Source organism: Bacteroides sp. 3_1_13 (genome assembly GCF_001185845.1).
Taxonomy (GTDB): Bacteria; Bacteroidota; Bacteroidia; order Bacteroidales; family Bacteroidaceae; genus Bacteroides; species Bacteroides xylanisolvens.
Window position 1 is genome coordinate 2,431,063 of the sequence record NZ_KQ236956.1, and the last position, 18,044, is coordinate 2,449,106.

Below are 18,044 nucleotides of genomic sequence, written 5' to 3' on the forward strand. Positions count from 1 at the left end.
CAGTTAAAGAAGTTAAACGGGCTATTTCAGTCCGTTTACTTTTTGTAAGTCATTAACTCCACAAAGGGTGTTCCCCTTTTGACCACAGCAAACATTCTTCCTACTAGTTTAAACTTGACTGCATTTAGCACTACTCCATAAGCTTTCCCTTCCTTCCTTTTCCTTTCATAATACTCTTTCATTTCCTTATCCCATACAATCGCTGAATTAGCAGCTTGTGAAAGATCCGCTTTCAATAGTTTTGCTCCCGTGGGATAAACCCTTGTTTTACCTTTAATACTTGTTCCCGAAGAATGCTCAAAAGGAGCAATACCTAAATAACATGCATATTGACGTGCCGTTTCAAATGCCTGAAAATTATTAGTATGTATGATTGTATTCATCGCATTGATCGTCCCAATGCCTTTAATACTGTTTAAGAGCTCATAATTTCGGAGAATAGATGGGTCTGAATTGATAATTTGCAGCATTTCTTCTTCAACACTTGCAATTTCTTCATCCAGTATCTTTACCATATGGGCAGCGCGCTCAATGGTAGAAGTCATTTCACAATCTTTTCTATCAGTGAGAAAACCTTTGTATTCAGCTTGCTGCTTTACAAAACGTTTTCTCTCTGCAGCAAAGTCACGCAAACGGATAATTGAACTCCCTGACAGCTTAGAGTAAGATAGTTCATCCCGATGAAGATAAGCAAAATAGGCTATTCTTTCGGCATCTACACGGTCATTTTTCCCACGTACCAAGCCTAAGGAACGTTTTAAATGAAGAGGATTGAAAGAACAGTAATCGATGGATGCTGCTTCTAGAAAAAGGCATAAGTCAAAACTGTAAATACCCGTATTTTCCATACTAATGACCAGCCTTTTCTTTGCCATGTTTTTCTTTTTCAACCAACAAAGAAGAGATTTGTAGCCCTCTTCTTTGTTTAAGAAGCGTTCATAATTTGTTTCGTCCGCATGTTTCTTTGTAGGAACGTAAATAACAACATCCAAAGTTTTTTTTGAGATGTCAATGCCAATAAACCATTTCTTTTCCATATTTTTGCACTATTAAAGGGTTAACCATAGGTTGAACAAACTATATCCTTTAATAGGCCAACGACCTAAAATTCTAATTGGATCTGTTCAACTGATAAGGAAAGAAGGACTAATTCCGTGGATAGGGCTTCTGCCTAGAGGACACAATGGGTCACCTACTTTCCTTGGTTAACTTGTTTTAACCACAAAGGTAATATTTCAACCTTTATTTTTCACAGTGCAAATCTAAAGGAGGACGCAGAGGGTAAGAAGGGTAAGGAGGATATGGAGAAGATGCGGAGGATAAGAAGAGGGTAGATTTATATAAATAAAATATATCGCCATCGTTAGTTTGTTAAATCAAGCCTTCACCCCCTCTGTATTCTCCATATCCTTCCTGTCCTCTATACCCTCTCTATATCCTCCCTACCCTCTGTGTCCTCTGCGTCCTCTGTGGTGAATAAAAAAAGGCGCCCCCAACCGGGAGCGCCTTCATCAGAAAATATTCTGTTCAGATTATTTCTTTCCTTCCAACTGTTCTTTCAATGCAGCCAGAGCGTCGATGTCGCCCAAAGTAGTTGAAGCAGCTTGGTTTTGAATCATCGGAGAATCTTCTCTCTTACCAGAAGATGCTTTCTTTGCGCCAGAAGCAGCTTTCTTTTCTGCTCTTTCTTCAGCTTTAGCTACATCTTCGAAGATACGGCTGTGAGACAGGATGATTCTCTTAGCGTCTTTATTGAACTCGATCACTTTGAATTCAAGTTTCTCATCCAACTGTGCTTGTGAACCGTCTTCTTTTACAAGGTGTTTCGGAGTTGCGAAACCTTCTACACCGTAAGGAAGAGCTACAACAGCACCCTTATCCAACATTTCGATGATAGTACCTTCGTGTACAGAACCTACAGTGAACACAGTTTCGAATACATCCCAAGGATTTTCTTCGAGTTGTTTGTGGCCAAGGCTCAAACGACGGTTGTCTTTATCGATTTCCAATACCTGAACTTCGATGTCAGCACCAATCTGTGTAAATTCTGACGGGTGTTTTACTTTCTTAGTCCAAGAAAGGTCAGAGATGTGGATCAAGCCGTCTACACCTTCTTCGATTTCTACGAATACACCGAAGTTAGTGAAGTTACGTACTTTTGCAGTATGCTTAGAACCTACAGGATACTTTTCTTCGATTGTTTCCCATGGATCTTGTTTCAGTTGTTTGATACCCAAAGACATCTTACGTTCTTCGCGGTCAAGTGTAAGAACAACAGCTTCTACTTCGTCGCCTACCTTCATGAAATCTTGTGCAGAACGCAGGTGTTGGCTCCAAGACATTTCTGAAACGTGGATCAAACCTTCTACGCCAGCAGCGATTTCGATGAATGCACCGTAGTCAGCCATAACAACCACTTTACCTTTCACCTTGTCACCAACCTTCAAGTCAGTATCAAGAGCATCCCATGGGTGCGGAGTCAGTTGTTTCAAGCCAAGAGCGATACGTTTCTTTTCGTCATCGAAGTCAAGGATAACAACGTTGAGCTTCTGATCCAGTTCAACCACTTCTTTCGGATCGCTAACACGTCCCCAAGAAAGGTCAGTGATGTGGATCAAACCGTCTACGCCACCAAGGTCGATGAATACACCGTAAGATGTGATATTTTTAACAGTTCCTTCAAGAACTTGTCCTTTTTCGAGTTTACCGATGATTTCTTTCTTCTGTTGTTCCAGTTCAGCTTCGATAAGAGCCTTGTGAGATACAACAACGTTTTTGAATTCCTGGTTGATTTTAACCACTTTGAATTCCATTGTTTTGCCAACGAATACATCATAGTCGCGGATCGGTTTAACGTCGATTTGAGAACCCGGCAAGAATGCTTCGATTCCGAATACGTCTACGATCATACCACCCTTCGTGCGGCACTTGATGTAACCCTTGATAATTTCTTCATTTTCCAGAGCGGCGTTAACGCGATCCCAAGAACGAGTAGCGCGGGCTTTTCTGTGTGACAGAACGAGCTGTCCTTTTTTGTCTTCCTGATTTTCGATGTATACTTCTACTGTATCACCTACTTTCAGGTCCGGATTGTAACGGAATTCATTCAAAGGGATGATACCGTCTGATTTGTAACCGATGTTCACAACTACTTCACGCTTGTTCATTGCGATTACGGTTCCGTCAACAACCTCACGGTCGTTCACTTTGTTAAGCGTACCGTCGTAAGCTTTTTCAAGTTCATCGTGGCTAACGTTGGTTACTGTTTCGCCATTTTCATAAGCATCCCAGTTGAAATCTTCAATAGGAGCTACGTTCTTTAAGTTTTCCATTAATAATAAAATTGTTTAATACTTTAATTAAATAAGACATTATATTATCTATAAATCGGGCGCAAAGGTAGAAATATTTTCTTGATTGACAAAAGAATGGCAGAAGAAAAGAGATTTATATCCGTATTTTTTGTAATATTGCAATTCTTAATTTATACAGTTTTTGCCATGGACGAGAGATTGGACAAAGTCAAGGTGCAATGCGACTATTTACCGCTTATTAATTTTGCGATACAACAAAACGGAGCATCGGTCATTCATCAGCTTTCTATTGAGAACACGACATCTGTCCCACTGAAGGACATTCAAGTAGTAATCACGACAGAACCGACTTTCGGAAACGCCGCTCCGATGGCTGTGGAACAGATCCCGGCAAACGGTTCGATCCGTCTGTCGTCATTCAATCTCACTTTGTCCGCCAACTACTTCACACAACTGACCGAACGTTTATCCGGCAACCTGAAAATTGAAATTACTGCTGAAGCGGAACCGATATTCTGCCAAACATATCCTATCGACATCCTGGCATACGACCAATGGGGCGGACTCAACGTATTGCCCGAAATGCTGGCTGCTTTTATCACTCCCAATCATACGGCTATCTCACCGATTATCAAAAGAGCAGCTTCCATCCTGGGGCAATGGACCGGCAACCCGTCTCTCGATGAATATCAAAGCCGCACTCCGGACAGGGTGAGGAAACAGATGGCTGCCATCTATACGGCTATCGCGGAGCAACAGATTATATATAGTACCGTTCCCGCCAGTTTCGAAGAATATGGGCAGCGTGTCCGGTTAGCCGATTCTGTGATGGCACAGAAATTGGGAACCTGCCTGGATATGGCTTTGCTCTATGCTTCCTGTCTGGAGGCAATCGGGCTGAATGCTTTAATCGTCATCACGCAAGGGCATGCCTTTGCAGGAGCCTGGCTGGTGCCGGAAACTTTCCCGGATCCTACGATTGATGATGTTTCTCTATTAACGAAAAGAACAGCGGAAGGAATCTACGACATTACTTTGGTTGAAACGACCTGCATGAACATGGGACATTCGTCCGATTTTGACGATGCGGTGAAGAAAGCAAACGGAAAGTTGACGGATGGGAATAACTTCCTTCTTGCAATAGACATCAAGAGAGCGAGATATTCGGGTGTACGTCCCATCCCTCAACGTATTTTGCACGGACAGGTATGGGAAGTCGACGAAAAAGAGACCAACATTCAGAAAAGTGCCGTTCATGCCACTCCGCAAAGTATCAATCCGTATGATTTATCGGGCAATGAAACCCAGACCGTAATCACCAAACAACTGTTATGGGAAAGGCGGTTGCTGGACTTGAGCCTTCGCAACAACCTGCTGAATATCCGGATTACCAAAAACACGCTCCAACTGATCCCGGCTAATCTGGCTTGTCTGGAAGATGCATTGGCTGACGGAGAAGAATTCCGCATCCTGCACCGCCCTGCCGATTGGGAAAGCCCGGCGATGGATTTCGGAATTTACTCCTCTGTACCGGAGTCTGATCCGGTGGTTGGTTTCATCAACTCGGAGCTTTCACAGAAAAGATTGCGTTTTTATCTGTCCGAAAACGATTTAGGCAAAGCACTGACTCACCTATACCGTTCCTCGCGTACCTCTATTGAAGAGAACGGAGCCAACACTCTTTATCTGGCTCTCGGACTTTTGAAATGGTATGAGACTCCTTCCAGCGAACGTCCCCGCTACGCTCCCATCCTGCTAATGCCGGTTGAAATCATCCGTAAGTCGGCAGCTAAAGGCTATGTGATCCGTTCACGGGAAGAGGAAACGATGATGAATATTACGTTATTAGAAATGCTTCGCCAAAACTTCGGAATTACCGTATCGGGATTAGACCCGTTGCCCACCGATGAAAGCGGCGTTAACGTCAAACTGATTTATTCCATCATTCGTAACAGTATCAAAAACCAACGCAAATGGGACGTGGAAGAGCAGGCCATCCTAGGCATCTTCTCTTTCAATAAGTTCATCATGTGGAATGACATTCACAATAATGCCAATAAACTGATTCAGAACAAAATTGTTTCAAGCCTCATCAACGGAAAGATAGAATGGGAAGCCGCAACAGAAGAAATAGACGCAACGGATATGGACAAACAACTGTCGCCAACGGACATCGTATTGCCTATCATTGCCGATTCTTCGCAATTGGAAGCCATTTACGAAGCCGTACACGATAAGACTTTTATCCTGCACGGCCCTCCGGGAACGGGTAAATCGCAAACAATTACCAATATCATCGCCAACGCGCTTTACAAAGGGAAACGTGTCTTATTCGTTGCGGAAAAAATGGCTGCCCTCTCCGTTGTTCAAAACCGACTGGCAGCTATCGGTTTGGCTCCGTTCTGTTTGGAAATTCATTCCAACAAAACAAAGAAATCCGCTGTTATCTCACAACTGAAAGAAACAACGGAAATTATCAGGCAGACACCTCCCGAAGAATTCAAAAAGGAAGCGGAGCGTTTGCTGAATTTGCGGGCAGAACTGAATCAGTATATTGAAGCCCTGCATAAAGAATATCCGTTCGGAGTTTCACTATACGACGCCATTATCCATTATCAATCTGTAGACGTCGAACCTTGTTTTGAGATTCCACAACCTTATCTGGATACATTAGACAAAGATACATTTGCGCAATGGGAAGAGGCTATCGAATCGTTAGTCAGAACCGCCAATGCGTGCGGACACCCTTATCGGCATCCATTAACAGGCATCTCGATTTCCGAATATTCATCTGCCGGAAAAGAAGAAGCCTCCCAATTACTTACCGCTTTCATTGATTTATTAAATACCATCCGGCAGAAGTTGGATGTATTTTCCGTACTTCTGAAAGATACGGATATACACCCTACACGCAAGGATTTCCAAACGATTGCCTGTATCATCCGGAGAATACTCGATATTCCGGAGCTGACTCCGGGATTGCTGACTCTGCCGTTATTGAATGAAACGCTGAATGAATATCGTGAAGTGGTGGTTCATGGGCAAAAACGTGATGAACAAAGAAAAGAAATAGAGGCAGGATTCACCAAAGAGATTCTGTCTATCAACGCAAAGCAGACGGTAGCCGAATGGAACCGGGTATCCGATCAATGGTTCCTTCCCAGATATTTCGGTCAGCGAAAAATCAAAAAGGCTATCAACATCTATGCTTTAAAAACCATTGAAACAGAAGACATCAAACCGCTACTCCACCGGATTATCCGGTATCAGGAAGAAAAGGACGCTGTTCAGAAATACACTGGCCAACTCCCCTCTTTGTTCGGACGATTCGGCAAGAATGAGGATTGGACTGCCATTGAGCAGATTATCAATGATATGGCTTCTCTTCACTCACATTTGCTGAATTACGCAAAGGACATTGCCAAGGTGTCACAAATCAAACAGAATTTGTCTGTACAGCTCACAGAAGGGATTCAAACATTCAGAGATATTCACGCTCACTCTTTCAATGAACTGTATCAGTTGTCGGATACACTCACAGTCATTGAAAAGAAGTTGTCCGGCACGTTGGGTATATCAACAGAAGAGCTTTATACCTCTTCAGCCGACTGGATAACGATTGCGCTATCAAAAGTCCAAACCTGGAAAGATAACCTCGACAAACTCAAAGACTGGTATCAGTGGTTACAAGCATACCAAACTCTGAATAAACTGGGAATCGGATTTGTCGCGACAGAATATAAGGAAAAGAATATCCCTACCGACCAACTGACAGACATCTTCTGCAAGAGTTTCTACCAGGCGGTTATTCAGTATATCATTGCCAAAGAACCCACGCTGGAATTATTCAACGGCAAAATTTTCAACGATATTATTGCTAAATACAAACAAATATCCGCCAAATTCGAAGAAACGACCAAAAAAGAATTGTTTGCGCGGCTGGCTTCCAACATTCCGTCTTTTACTCACGAAGCTATCCAAAGTTCCGAAGTGGGCATCCTTCAAAAGAATATCCGCAACAATGCTCGTGGCATATCCATCCGCAAGCTGTTCGATCAGATTCCTACTTTATTGTCGCGTATGTGTCCGTGTATGCTAATGAGCCCGCTTTCCGTCGCTCAATTCATTGATACGGATGCTGACAAATTCGATTTGATTGTCTTTGACGAAGCGTCACAGATGCCTACTTATGAAGCGGTGGGCGCTATTGCCCGAGGCAAAAACGTGATTATCGTGGGGGACCCGAAACAAATGCCTCCTACCAGCTTCTTCTCGGTCAGCACCGTAGATGAAGATAATATTGAGATGGAGGATTTGGAGAGTATTCTTGACGACTGCCTTGCTTTGTCTATCCCTTCCAAATATTTATTGTGGCACTATCGAAGCAAACATGAGAGCCTCATCGCTTTCAGCAACTCCGAATATTACGATAACAAACTGATGACTTTCCCTTCTCCGGACAACATTGAATCGAAAGTCAGGATAGTCAACATCAACGGTTATTATGATAAAGGCAAATCGCGCCAAAACCGGGCGGAAGCTCAAGCGGTGGTAGACGAAATAGCCAGAAGATTGAGAAGCGAGGAATTGAGAAAGAAAAGTATCGGTGTGGTGACTTTCAGCATCGTTCAGCAAGCCTTGATAGAAGACTTACTTTCCGACCTCTTTATCTTCCATCCCGAACTGGAAACTCTTGCTCTGGAATGTGACGAACCGTTGTTTATCAAAAACCTGGAGAATGTGCAGGGAGATGAACGGGACGTTATTCTCTTTTCTGTGGGCTACGGTCCGGATGCGGAAGGACGTGTCAGCATGAATTTCGGCCCATTGAACCGGGTAGGTGGCGAAAGAAGGTTGAATGTGGCCGTTTCCCGTGCCCGGTATGAGATGATTATCTATTCCACTTTAAGATCGGATATGATTGACCTGAACCGGACTTCCTCTATCGGAGTAGCCGGATTAAAACGTTTCCTCGAATATGCGGAGAAAGGAACTAGGAATACAATCAACAGTGTGACAGCCCAATCAACGGAAACAGCAGCCTCCATCGAGAATATCATTGCCGATAAACTGCGTTCATTGGGATACACCGTGCATACAGACATCGGATGCTCCGGTTACAAAATAGATATAGGTATCGTTGACACCGAAAATACCTCCAACTATCAATTAGGTATTATCTGCGACGGCAAAAACTACAAACGTACCAAGACCGCACGTGACCGGGAAATTGTGCAAAACAATGTACTGAAAGCACTCGGCTGGGATATCTACCGGATATGGACTATGGACTGGTGGGAAAAACCGGACGAAGTAATAGCTGCTATTCAAGAGGCTATCGCACGCAAAAAGAGTTCAAAGGTTAATGCCCAAACAACGACAACCACCGAAATTGATTCTGCCCCAATGACAGCAGAAAAAGAATCTGTGAACAAAGAGTCGACAGACAAAGAAAAAATAACAAAAGAAGAGCCAATAAAAGAAGAGTCAATAAAAGAAGCAGTACCGACTGCAGAGAGAGATAACAATGAAATTTCATTTGTACTCAAAGCATCACCTGCCACTTCTGAAAAGCAAACTGCTTCCGCATCTTCCGCACAAAGCGGAATACAGCAAAAGTACCGATCGGCAAAGATCACTCCAGGCAGCTATTCGCCGGAAGACTTTTTCTTTAGTGAAAGCTATTCTATCCTCACTTCTCAAATACGGAAGATTATAGAGAATGAAGCTCCGGTCAGCAAATCATTGCTTTGCAAGAAGATTCTGTCTGAATGGGGAATCAGTCGTTTGGGAGCACGGGTAGAATCACAGATAGAGACAGCTTTAGATGCACTAAATATCCATCGCACCGAACATGAAGGATTTGTTTTTTGCTGGAAAAACAGAGAGCAATGCATCTCCTACTCTATTTATCGTCCGGTTTCCGAGCGGGAAGCGACAGATATAGCTCCCGAAGAGATAGCCAATGCCATCCGACAACTGTTGACAGACTCCATCAGCCTGCCTGTGGCAGATTTGATAAAAGCATGTGCACAACAATTCGGCTTTGCCCGTATGGGATCGAACATAGACGCTGCCATGCAAAGAGGTATTCGCGAAGCCGTGAAAAGGAATTATGCCAAAATTGAAAATGAACGGGTGACGATTGCGGATTAAATGTTGGTTCGAGTGATCCTGTCTAGTAGATTCAGGTGACAGAAATTAGATCAATACCCTTTCTCCAAACGTTTCAGGGCAGCAATAGAATCGGATACATAGCTATTGTCCGGTTCTATTGACCGCCAATAACAAAGCTCTCCAATCAGCCGTTTCAGATAGACAGGATCACTCGAACCAATCCGTCGCTGATGTTCTGCCAAACCTTTCGTCAGGATGAAATAGACATTCTTTCGGATTTCCCTCTTTCTGGCTTTAGGGATAGTCAGTTTCACACCGGAAGAGATGGACACTCCCGTGATAATCTTTCTACCATACTCATTGATGAAACGGGTCTTTTTATGATTCGGTTCGAATTTCTCATCACGAATGATTTGTTTAATACGGGGAATAATCTGCTCTTTGGGAAATACATCTCCCGAAAAAGTCAGGTCATCGGCATACCGGGTATAAGTCAGTCCGTATTCCGCTGCCAATGCCGCCAACTTCCTATCCATCTCATAACTAACGATATTACTTAACGACGGACTTGTAGGCGCTCCCTGCGGCAAATGTCTGTGCAAACAACACAACGTTCCCAATACTTTAGATACATTTTCCGGATAACCGATCTTCTCAAATGTCTTTTTCACTCTCGGACTCCGTATAGAAAAGAAAAAATCATGAATATCCATTTTCAACACATACCGCTTTCCTAAATGAGGATTGGCATTGTCGACTACAGAATGACCGTTCCGGAAACCTACCGCTGCCGGATGAATCATCGTTACAGGTGATAATATACGTGAATTAATAGTCGCTTGAATGGATTGCATTGTTTTGTTAGGAGCAGAGATCATACGATACCCTCCTTTTCTTTTTCTCATCCAAAATTCCCGGTAATGTACAGAAACGTTTCGTAGTATTTCCTTCAATTGTCCCGTTTCCATTCCCAACAGATTGGCACACCAGACAACAGCCGATTCATCATACTTTTGAACATACTGTGCTCTTGAAACTGTCGCTCCCAAAGCATGCCTAAGCCAGGCTCCATGCTCCCATTTTACTTTAGTAGTCTTTTCTTCCTTACTACCGTCTGTCGCTTTCCATCTTTTATACCCCTCTTGTTTTCTGCTTGAGGAAATCATCTTATAAATCAGAAAACCTGTGACAATAAGTATCGTTATTAGAATTCCGTCCATTTTGTATTATGTATATAAACAAAGAGAAGAGAGGATGAGTTATTTACTAAAATAAATTTAGGTATTTATACCTTAGAATTTATTTTCTAGGAAAAACACCTGTGCTTACGAGGCGACTACACCTCTTTGATGCTAAATTCGGCCCTCATCCTCTCTTATACAAAGATAAGTATAATCTTTCGATAAAACAACCGGAACGGGGAAAAACTATCGGTTGAACAACTCAAACGTGAACTTACAGCCTATTCCTCCGAATTTCCAGTTTTCGCTGCTTACGAAGACTCCCACGTCGAAAATATGCGTACCGATGCCATATCCGACTTCCAGATAAGGTTGAAGATGCGGCATAGAAAGTGCACTGATGTAAATACGTTCATTCTGCACATAACGGGTGTACTTCATCAGATGCCGGAGAATAAGGAATGGAGCTTCGTAGGTGAAATGTCCCCGCACATAACGACGGGAGGAGTTATACCAACGTGAGTCAAGCACCTGAAATACTCCGCCGATTTCATCATTCCAGCCTACGGGAAGATTATGGCGGGAGAAATTGGCAAAGTCCACAAAATACAGTTCATCCTGATTGGTGAATGCCCCGAATCCGAAACGATAATAAATATTACGCATCAATCCCATCCGGATTTGATGCTGAAGGTCAAACTCTATTCTTTCATATTCGCCCGTACTTTTAAATACTCCTTTAATTCCCCGTTCATAATCGACCGAGAAGGTTGGATAGATAGAATGTAAGTTTATCTTTCGCTTTCCGTTCATATAATAGTAGAGTCCCGGCGTCCACTCTATCCGGATGCGGGGAGCGAAACTGATATAAGTGTTCTTGAATTTATCCATAAACTCCGGAGGCGGCATCGGATAATCACCGGTAATCACAAAACGGGAAGGCTCTACGGCTGTTCTTTTATGGGCAGAGAAACCCAGACCGATATCCAGTCCGTTGACTATCTCAACTGTATGGCGGAAGTTAAAATACAAGTCCTTGAAATAATCAAGATGAATTAAATCGAAATTAAAGATACTATCCGGCATGGCTTTCAGTTCGTCGAGCACCTTACTGCTATAAATACGGTTACCATTACCCACATTCAACCGGAAGAATCCCCGTTTCTGCGGCCAGTATTCAAAGTCGGCATTCAACGACCAGTAAAACTCTTTACGCGTAAAGTTGTATCCGAGTTTCGGCACAATACGAAGTAATTTATCCCCTCTGAAAAGACGGTTGTAACGGAAATCCTGCCGATAAGACAAACCGTTGCTTCCGCTATAACTGAATAAAAGCGGATTTATAAACGGAGAAAACCGTACGCTTCCGATATTGGACAAATTGAATTTATAATCTTCTACCATCAAATCGCCCATCGTTCCCCAAAAGGCCTGACTCTTGGATGGCTTTTGTATGGTAGCTGTGTCACGTCTAAGCGCATTGTCGAAATATAGTTTTTTCTCGCTCTCGTTCAAAGGGATCGGGCGCATGATAGCAAAGGTAGAGGCGTCCGTCTTATAAGCATTCGTATCACACTGCAAGGAGAAAGATTCCGAAAGATTATATTTCCTCTTCTCTTTCTTACGTACCTTTTTTTCTTTCAGTTCGATGGATTTATAATCTAAAGAAGCGGTATAATTACCATCTACCTTATTTCCGAGGAATTTGAAAAGGGCTTCTACATCATAACGCACCGGCAGAAATTCATTTTTCTTGCCGACATCTCCCATCTTAATCCAACAGGTAAATGTTATCAGTTCCGATCTTCCCGAAAAACGGATTTCACGAACACTCCAGACGTTGCTGCTAACCACCATATATCCACCTACCAACTGATCGCTCTTGGTACGGGGAATAAAGCGGACTCGATAATCCAGATTATTAGGATCTCCCATCACACTGTCTATCTGGTATTTATAGTATTTCTGTCCGTTTTTAGCCAGTGGTGATAACAAGCGTTCATCATTCAGCAAAGACGAAGAGTAGATATTTACATTAAAGTATTCGAGCAAGCCCGGCAATCCCCTGTTTCCTCTCACCGTTCCCTGGGAGGCTTTTACTTTCTGGTCGTAAATATTGGGAGCCGTATAATGCAGGTCACTGTACGTTTCAAGCAGATATTCGCGAACGCCCTTTTGCAAACGAAACATGGAAGGCACATAGCGGAGAATAAAATTCTTCTTCTGAATATCCATCTTACCTTTTATATATAGGTTCGCGCGATAATCGCTGACTATCGTTTCATACAAAGGCGCAAAGGTCATCACACGTTCTATGATGGAGTCGGCAGAGATTTCCTGATGGGTATAAGGATTCATTATATAATTATTGGCTGCCCCCTTTGATATAAAAGAGAACAGACACAATATGCATCCTATCAATATTTTATCTCTCAATTGTCGTATCTCCTTCATTAACGTAGGCAAATATAAAAAAGAATATCGAAAAGCAATGGAATTAAGCTACTAAAAAGAGTTATCAGGGGAAGGAAGCTTTTCACACCGGATTAATATAAATATAAGAATAAACAAAAACGACTCATGTTTGAATGCATGAGTCGTCTATTAATAATAGGAGAAAGATTATAATTTCTCTATTTCTTCTTTCGAAATACCCGTAGATTTTATGATAATATCATTATCCACTCCTAATTCTTTCAATTTACGGGCTGTTTCTCGTATACCTTTTTGTATACCTTTTTGTTCTGCAAAGTCCAACGTATTAAAATAATCGTTGTAAACTTTCCATTCTTCCTCGTACTGCATTCTTTCCTCCTGGGTCATATTCGCTTTGGAGGCTAACTTTTCCAGTCGTTCAAAAACGGCTTTGCGAGCCTTGAAAGGCATTCGATCAAGTGTATCCATGTGCTTTAATATATAAATCCAGCGTTCAAAATCATTTTCACATTCATCCTCTTCTTTATTAAAGTTCGGCAATTCAATAAAAATCTGCCGGAACTTACTATTGAAAAGCTTACCTGTATCCCTGTCAGAAAGGACAACATCCGTTCTGATTTTAGAGGGTATATCCTTGTCCATCACGAAGTTCATGAAGAACACTCCGTACACAGCATCTAATTGAAAGTTCCAAATCCCTTTTCTCGCTTGTTGGGTAATAGCCCTAGAGAGATAGAAAAGGGCACGGTCTTTAAAGTAAGGCTGTTCCCGGTTCTGCATTTCTACGATAATATGCTCCCCCGTATTGGTTCTACAATATATATCATAGATAAGTCCTCGTTCTGTTTTTACTTCCGGCTGCTGTTCGTTGTTTAGGAACTGGATGTCGGTAATTACATGCTCTCCTACGAGCAAATCATTCAAGAAGTCGATTAATAACTCCTTTTCTACCTCTCTGCCGAATAAAAACTTAAAGCCAAAATCGGTAAAGGGATTGATAAATCTTCCCATTATTTCTTGTATCTCAATTATAGAACAAAGATAGAGTTTTTTTGTTGAATAGTGTCAAGTATGGGAGGATAAAATAAAATCAAACCAATACCTAACATGAAGTATATGGTTTGATACTACGCAATATCGACTCTATATCACGATTTTAAAGTTGATTTATGAATAGACAACTAGAGTCGTCTGTTCGGTCAACTAAAGTCAGCGACTTAGACAACTGCAGTCGGCTGTATGGTCAACTGAAGTCGGCTGATACCATGTTAACTATTTCAATCTGTTATCCGGTCATATTCATCTTCTTATATCCTTCCATATAAAGAAACGCCTAAGCTTTTGTTTGAACCGGGGGGCTTTTCGTTAGAGTGTGAAGGATGTGAAAAGCTAAAACGAGGTCATTAAATCACAGCAAACATCTGTCATACTACAACTTACGAGTCTGTGAAACTTGTGGAAGGCAAAAGTAAACTTTTATTTCTAAGTTGACAGAGAAGTTGATATACTTTATTTTACCATGATTTTTGAAAAGAATCAAACCACCGCTAGTTTGATTCATAACGGTACAGAAATGAACTAAATGATAATTTTGCGGAGTGCCCTGAAAGGGCTTAATTATATAGCGTAGGGCAACGCCCTACGAAAAAACGGTAGTCTGAATTTGCGCCCTGAAAGGGCATAATTGTATACAGTTCCGCCCTTGCAGGGCTTGTGGCTGGTGTGTCTTTTTCGTAGGGCGTTGCCCTACGCTATATAATTAAGCCCTTTCAGGGCACCCCAATAAATATATAATTGTAAGGCTTTCAGCCTAACTGCTAAATTCCCATTTAATTAAGAACTGCATAAAAAAGAGAAATACTTACTCTTACCTTTTTATTTCTCCTTTTATTCTTGACAAAGAAAAAAATTGTAGTATCTTTGTGATACTCTTCATATCAACCAGGCAGGGAACCTGCCTCGTTTTCGTGGCAGGCATTTTTATGCCTGTCCTGATGCTTCATATGGCGGTTTCGTACCCCCGTGTGGAGTGTTAATGCACCCACTGCCTGGTTGGTGAAGAGTAACGGGAAAGGCGGAACCGCTCTTATTTCATAGAAAATCTTCGCCTACCACCTTATTCATAATTATATTATGGAAACAAAACAAGTTACCGTTCAACCAGCGGTGGGAGGCATGATAAAGGCTTCCAAAGATTCATTTGTTATTCCTAAAGAAGAATTAAAGGATTTCTACCTTAAATTCGCTTTCCTCCTAAACCCGGATTCCTGCTCCATAAACCGCACCGAATTCGAACTATTAAACATTCTGCTGAAAGACCTGAAAAAAATCTTGGCAGCATTGACTCACCTCAACACCCATCCTTGGGATGAAGGCATCGCAGAAATCCAAATTTCATGCGGTGTTTACTCCCTACAAGATAACTTGAGCAAAGAAAAACGTATGCAAATGAACACCTCTACGGGTAAACACCTACAATTTCTCACCCAAATGGCTATGGACAGTCCAGTGTTCAAACAGTTATTCAAGAACTATCACAACCATTATATCCAAGTGGAAAGTTTGGTTAAACAGATGGCTAAAGAAATGGACCAACAGAAGCAATAAGAACAGAAGTTAGAGAATCAACAGAGGGGGTATCTTTAGAAAAATACATTTATTTCTAAAAATACCCCCTTTAAAATAGGGGTACTTTCAGAAAAAACATATAATTTTGCACCATCAACCGATAAAAAGTAGACCATTTATGTCAAAAATGCGTTTTTTTGCCTTACAAGAGCTTTCCAACCGGAAACCTCTGGAAGTAACTGCTCCTTCCAACAAACTCTCTGATTATTATGGTAGCCACGTGTTCGACCGCAAGAAGATGCAGGAGTATCTTCCCAAAGAAGCCTACAAAGCTGTAACCGATGCTATCGAAAAAGGTACGCCTATCAGCCGCGAAATAGCAGATTTGATTGCTAACGGCATGAAAAGTTGGGCCAAGTCACTCAACGTCACTCACTACACACACTGGTTCCAGCCTCTGACAGACGGAACAGCCGAGAAACATGACGGTTTTATCGAATTCGGCGAAGACGGCGGAGTAATCGAACGCTTCTCCGGAAAACTACTGATCCAGCAAGAACCGGATGCCTCTTCTTTCCCTAACGGCGGTATCCGCAACACTTTCGAAGCACGAGGATATACAGCCTGGGATGTTTCTTCACCGGCATTCGTGGTAGACACCACTCTTTGTATCCCCACTATCTTCATTTCTTATACAGGCGAAGCACTGGATTACAAAACTCCCTTATTGAAAGCACTTGCCGCTGTAGATAAAGCAGCAACGGAAGTCTGCCAACTATTCGACAAGAACATCACCCGCGTATATACCAATTTAGGATGGGAACAGGAATATTTTCTAGTTGACTCTTCCTTATATAATGCACGCCCCGACCTCTGCCTGACGGGACGGACACTGATGGGACACTCTTCCGCCAAAGACCAACAGTTGGAAGACCACTATTTCGGCTCCATCCCTCCACGTGTCACGGCATTTATGAAAGAACTCGAAATTGAGTGTCACAAACTGGGTATTCCCGCCAAAACCCGTCATAACGAAGTAGCCCCCAACCAATTTGAGTTAGCCCCTATCTTCGAAAACTGCAACCTTGCCAACGACCACAACCAGCTTGTTATGGATTTGATGAAACGTATTGCAAGGAAACATCACTTCAATGTACTCCTGCACGAGAAACCATACAGCGGAGTAAACGGTTCGGGCAAGCACAACAACTGGTCGCTCTGCACCGACACCGGCATCAACTTGTTCGCCCCCGGAAAGAATCCGAAAGGAAACATGTTATTCCTCACTTTCCTGGTAAACGCCTTAATGATGGTTTATAAAAACCAGGATTTACTGCGTGCCTCCATCATGAGCGCCAGCAACAGCTACCGTTTGGGAGCCAACGAAGCTCCTCCCGCCATTCTCTCCTGCTTCCTGGGTTCACAACTATCGTCCACTCTCGACGAAATTGTCCGCCAGGTAGGAAACGAGAAAATGACACCGGAAGAAAAAACCACCCTGAAGTTAGGTATCGGACGCATCCCCGAAATCCTACTGGATACTACCGACCGTAACCGCACCTCTCCTTTCGCATTCACCGGAAATCGTTTCGAGTTCCGTGCCGCAGGTTCGTCTTCCAACTGTGCCGCCTCCATGATTGCAATCAATGCCGCCATGGCAAACCAGTTGAACGAATTCCGTGCATCAGTAGAAAAGCTGATGGAAGAAGGAGTAGGCAAAGATGAAGCCATCTTCCGCATACTGAAAGAAACGATTATCGCCTCCGAACCGATTCGTTTTGAGGGCGACGGTTATTCTGAAGAATGGAAACAGGAAGCCGCACGCCGCGGACTGACTAACATCTGCCACGTACCGGAAGCCCTGATGCACTATATTGACAACCAATCCAAATCAGTGCTGATTGGCGAACGTATCTTCAACGAAACCGAATTGAACAGCCGTCTGGAAGTGGAACTGGAGAAATATACCATGAAGGTGCAAATCGAAGGCCGTGTACTGGGCGACCTCGCCATTAACCACATCGTACCGACTGCCGTTGCCTATCAGAACCGGTTGCTCGAAAATCTTCGCGGACTGAAAGAAATATTCCCGGCTGAAGAATACGAAGTGTTGAGTGCCGACCGCAAAGAGCTGATCCGTGAAATTTCACACCGGGTCACTTCCATCAAAGTACTGGTTCGCGAAATGACCGAAGCACGAAAAGTTGCCAACCACATGGAGAACTACAAGGAAAGAGCATTTGCATACGAAGAAAAAGTACGTCCATACCTCGATCAAATCCGCGATCACATCGATCATTTGGAGATGGAAGTGGACGATGAAATATGGCCGTTACCCAAATACAGGGAACTGTTATTTACTAAATAAAATGCCTATAAGATTGCACGAAAGCTCCCACTTTTGTGCAATCTTTTTATAGATTCGTTC

General features: G+C 42.7%; 8 protein-coding genes. 3 read left to right on the forward strand and 5 right to left on the reverse strand.

Annotated features, from left to right (window positions below):
- Window positions 1–35 precede the first annotated feature (35 nt).
- Window positions 36–1,037 carry an IS110 family transposase gene (locus HMPREF9009_RS22295; RefSeq protein WP_004297445.1) on the reverse strand — a complete coding sequence of 334 codons (1,002 nt, stop codon included), beginning with the start codon at window positions 1,035–1,037 and terminating at the stop codon, window positions 36–38.
- A 495-nt stretch (window positions 1,038–1,532) separates the two neighbouring features.
- On the reverse strand, window positions 1,533–3,332 hold the full coding sequence (rpsA, locus tag HMPREF9009_RS22300; RefSeq protein ID WP_008645692.1) for a 30S ribosomal protein S1: 1,800 nt from the start codon (window positions 3,330–3,332) through the stop codon (window positions 1,533–1,535).
- Between the two features lie 96 nt (window positions 3,333–3,428).
- Between rpsA and HMPREF9009_RS22305 the strand changes: the two genes are divergently transcribed.
- On the forward strand, window positions 3,429–9,470 hold the full coding sequence (locus tag HMPREF9009_RS22305) for a DUF3320 domain-containing protein (RefSeq protein ID WP_049703295.1): 6,042 nt from the start codon (window positions 3,429–3,431) through the stop codon (window positions 9,468–9,470).
- 50 nt (window positions 9,471–9,520) lie between these two features.
- On the opposite strand, the gene HMPREF9009_RS22310 is transcribed toward HMPREF9009_RS22305, so the two are convergent.
- The 3 genes from HMPREF9009_RS22310 to HMPREF9009_RS22320 form a co-directional block, all read right to left on the reverse strand.
- Window positions 9,521–10,651 (reverse strand): retron St85 family RNA-directed DNA polymerase, encoded by a 1,131-nt coding sequence (locus tag HMPREF9009_RS22310; RefSeq protein WP_049703296.1) that lies wholly within the window; start codon window positions 10,649–10,651, stop codon window positions 9,521–9,523.
- Between the two features lie 207 nt (window positions 10,652–10,858).
- Window positions 10,859–13,066 carry a DUF5686 family protein gene (locus tag HMPREF9009_RS22315; RefSeq protein WP_049703297.1) on the reverse strand — a complete coding sequence of 736 codons (2,208 nt, stop codon included), beginning with the start codon at window positions 13,064–13,066 and terminating at the stop codon, window positions 10,859–10,861.
- Between the two features lie 168 nt (window positions 13,067–13,234).
- Entirely contained in the window at window positions 13,235–14,059 is an 825-nt protein-coding gene (locus tag HMPREF9009_RS22320) for an Rpn family recombination-promoting nuclease/putative transposase (RefSeq protein ID WP_008645685.1), read from the reverse strand.
- A 1,122-nt stretch (window positions 14,060–15,181) separates the two neighbouring features.
- Here HMPREF9009_RS22320 and HMPREF9009_RS22325 point away from each other — a divergent pair.
- Window positions 15,182–15,655 carry a hypothetical protein gene (locus HMPREF9009_RS22325; protein WP_008771147.1) on the forward strand — a complete coding sequence of 158 codons (474 nt, stop codon included), beginning with the start codon at window positions 15,182–15,184 and terminating at the stop codon, window positions 15,653–15,655.
- Window positions 15,656–15,794: 139 nt separating this feature from the next.
- Window positions 15,795–17,984: a glutamine synthetase III family protein gene (locus HMPREF9009_RS22330; RefSeq protein ID WP_008020941.1), complete on the forward strand. Its 2,190-nt coding sequence runs from the start codon at window positions 15,795–15,797 to the stop codon at window positions 17,982–17,984.
- Window positions 17,985–18,044: the final 60 nt, after the last annotated feature.

Coding starts and splice junctions, on each gene's coding strand:
- rpsA (WP_008645692.1), bottom strand. CDS start 3,332: ATGGAAAACTTAAAGAACGTAGCTCCTATTGAAGATTTCAACTGGGAT.
- HMPREF9009_RS22325 (WP_008771147.1), top strand. CDS start 15,182: ATGGAAACAAAACAAGTTACCGTTCAACCAGCGGTGGGAGGCATGATA.
- HMPREF9009_RS22330 (WP_008020941.1), top strand. CDS start 15,795: ATGTCAAAAATGCGTTTTTTTGCCTTACAAGAGCTTTCCAACCGGAAA.
- HMPREF9009_RS22295 (WP_004297445.1), bottom strand. CDS start 1,037: ATGGAAAAGAAATGGTTTATTGGCATTGACATCTCAAAAAAAACTTTG.
- HMPREF9009_RS22315 (WP_049703297.1), bottom strand. CDS start 13,066: ATGAAGGAGATACGACAATTGAGAGATAAAATATTGATAGGATGCATA.
- HMPREF9009_RS22320 (WP_008645685.1), bottom strand. CDS start 14,059: ATGGGAAGATTTATCAATCCCTTTACCGATTTTGGCTTTAAGTTTTTA.
- HMPREF9009_RS22310 (WP_049703296.1), bottom strand. CDS start 10,651: ATGGACGGAATTCTAATAACGATACTTATTGTCACAGGTTTTCTGATT.
- HMPREF9009_RS22305 (WP_049703295.1), top strand. CDS start 3,429: ATGGCAGAAGAAAAGAGATTTATATCCGTATTTTTTGTAATATTGCAA.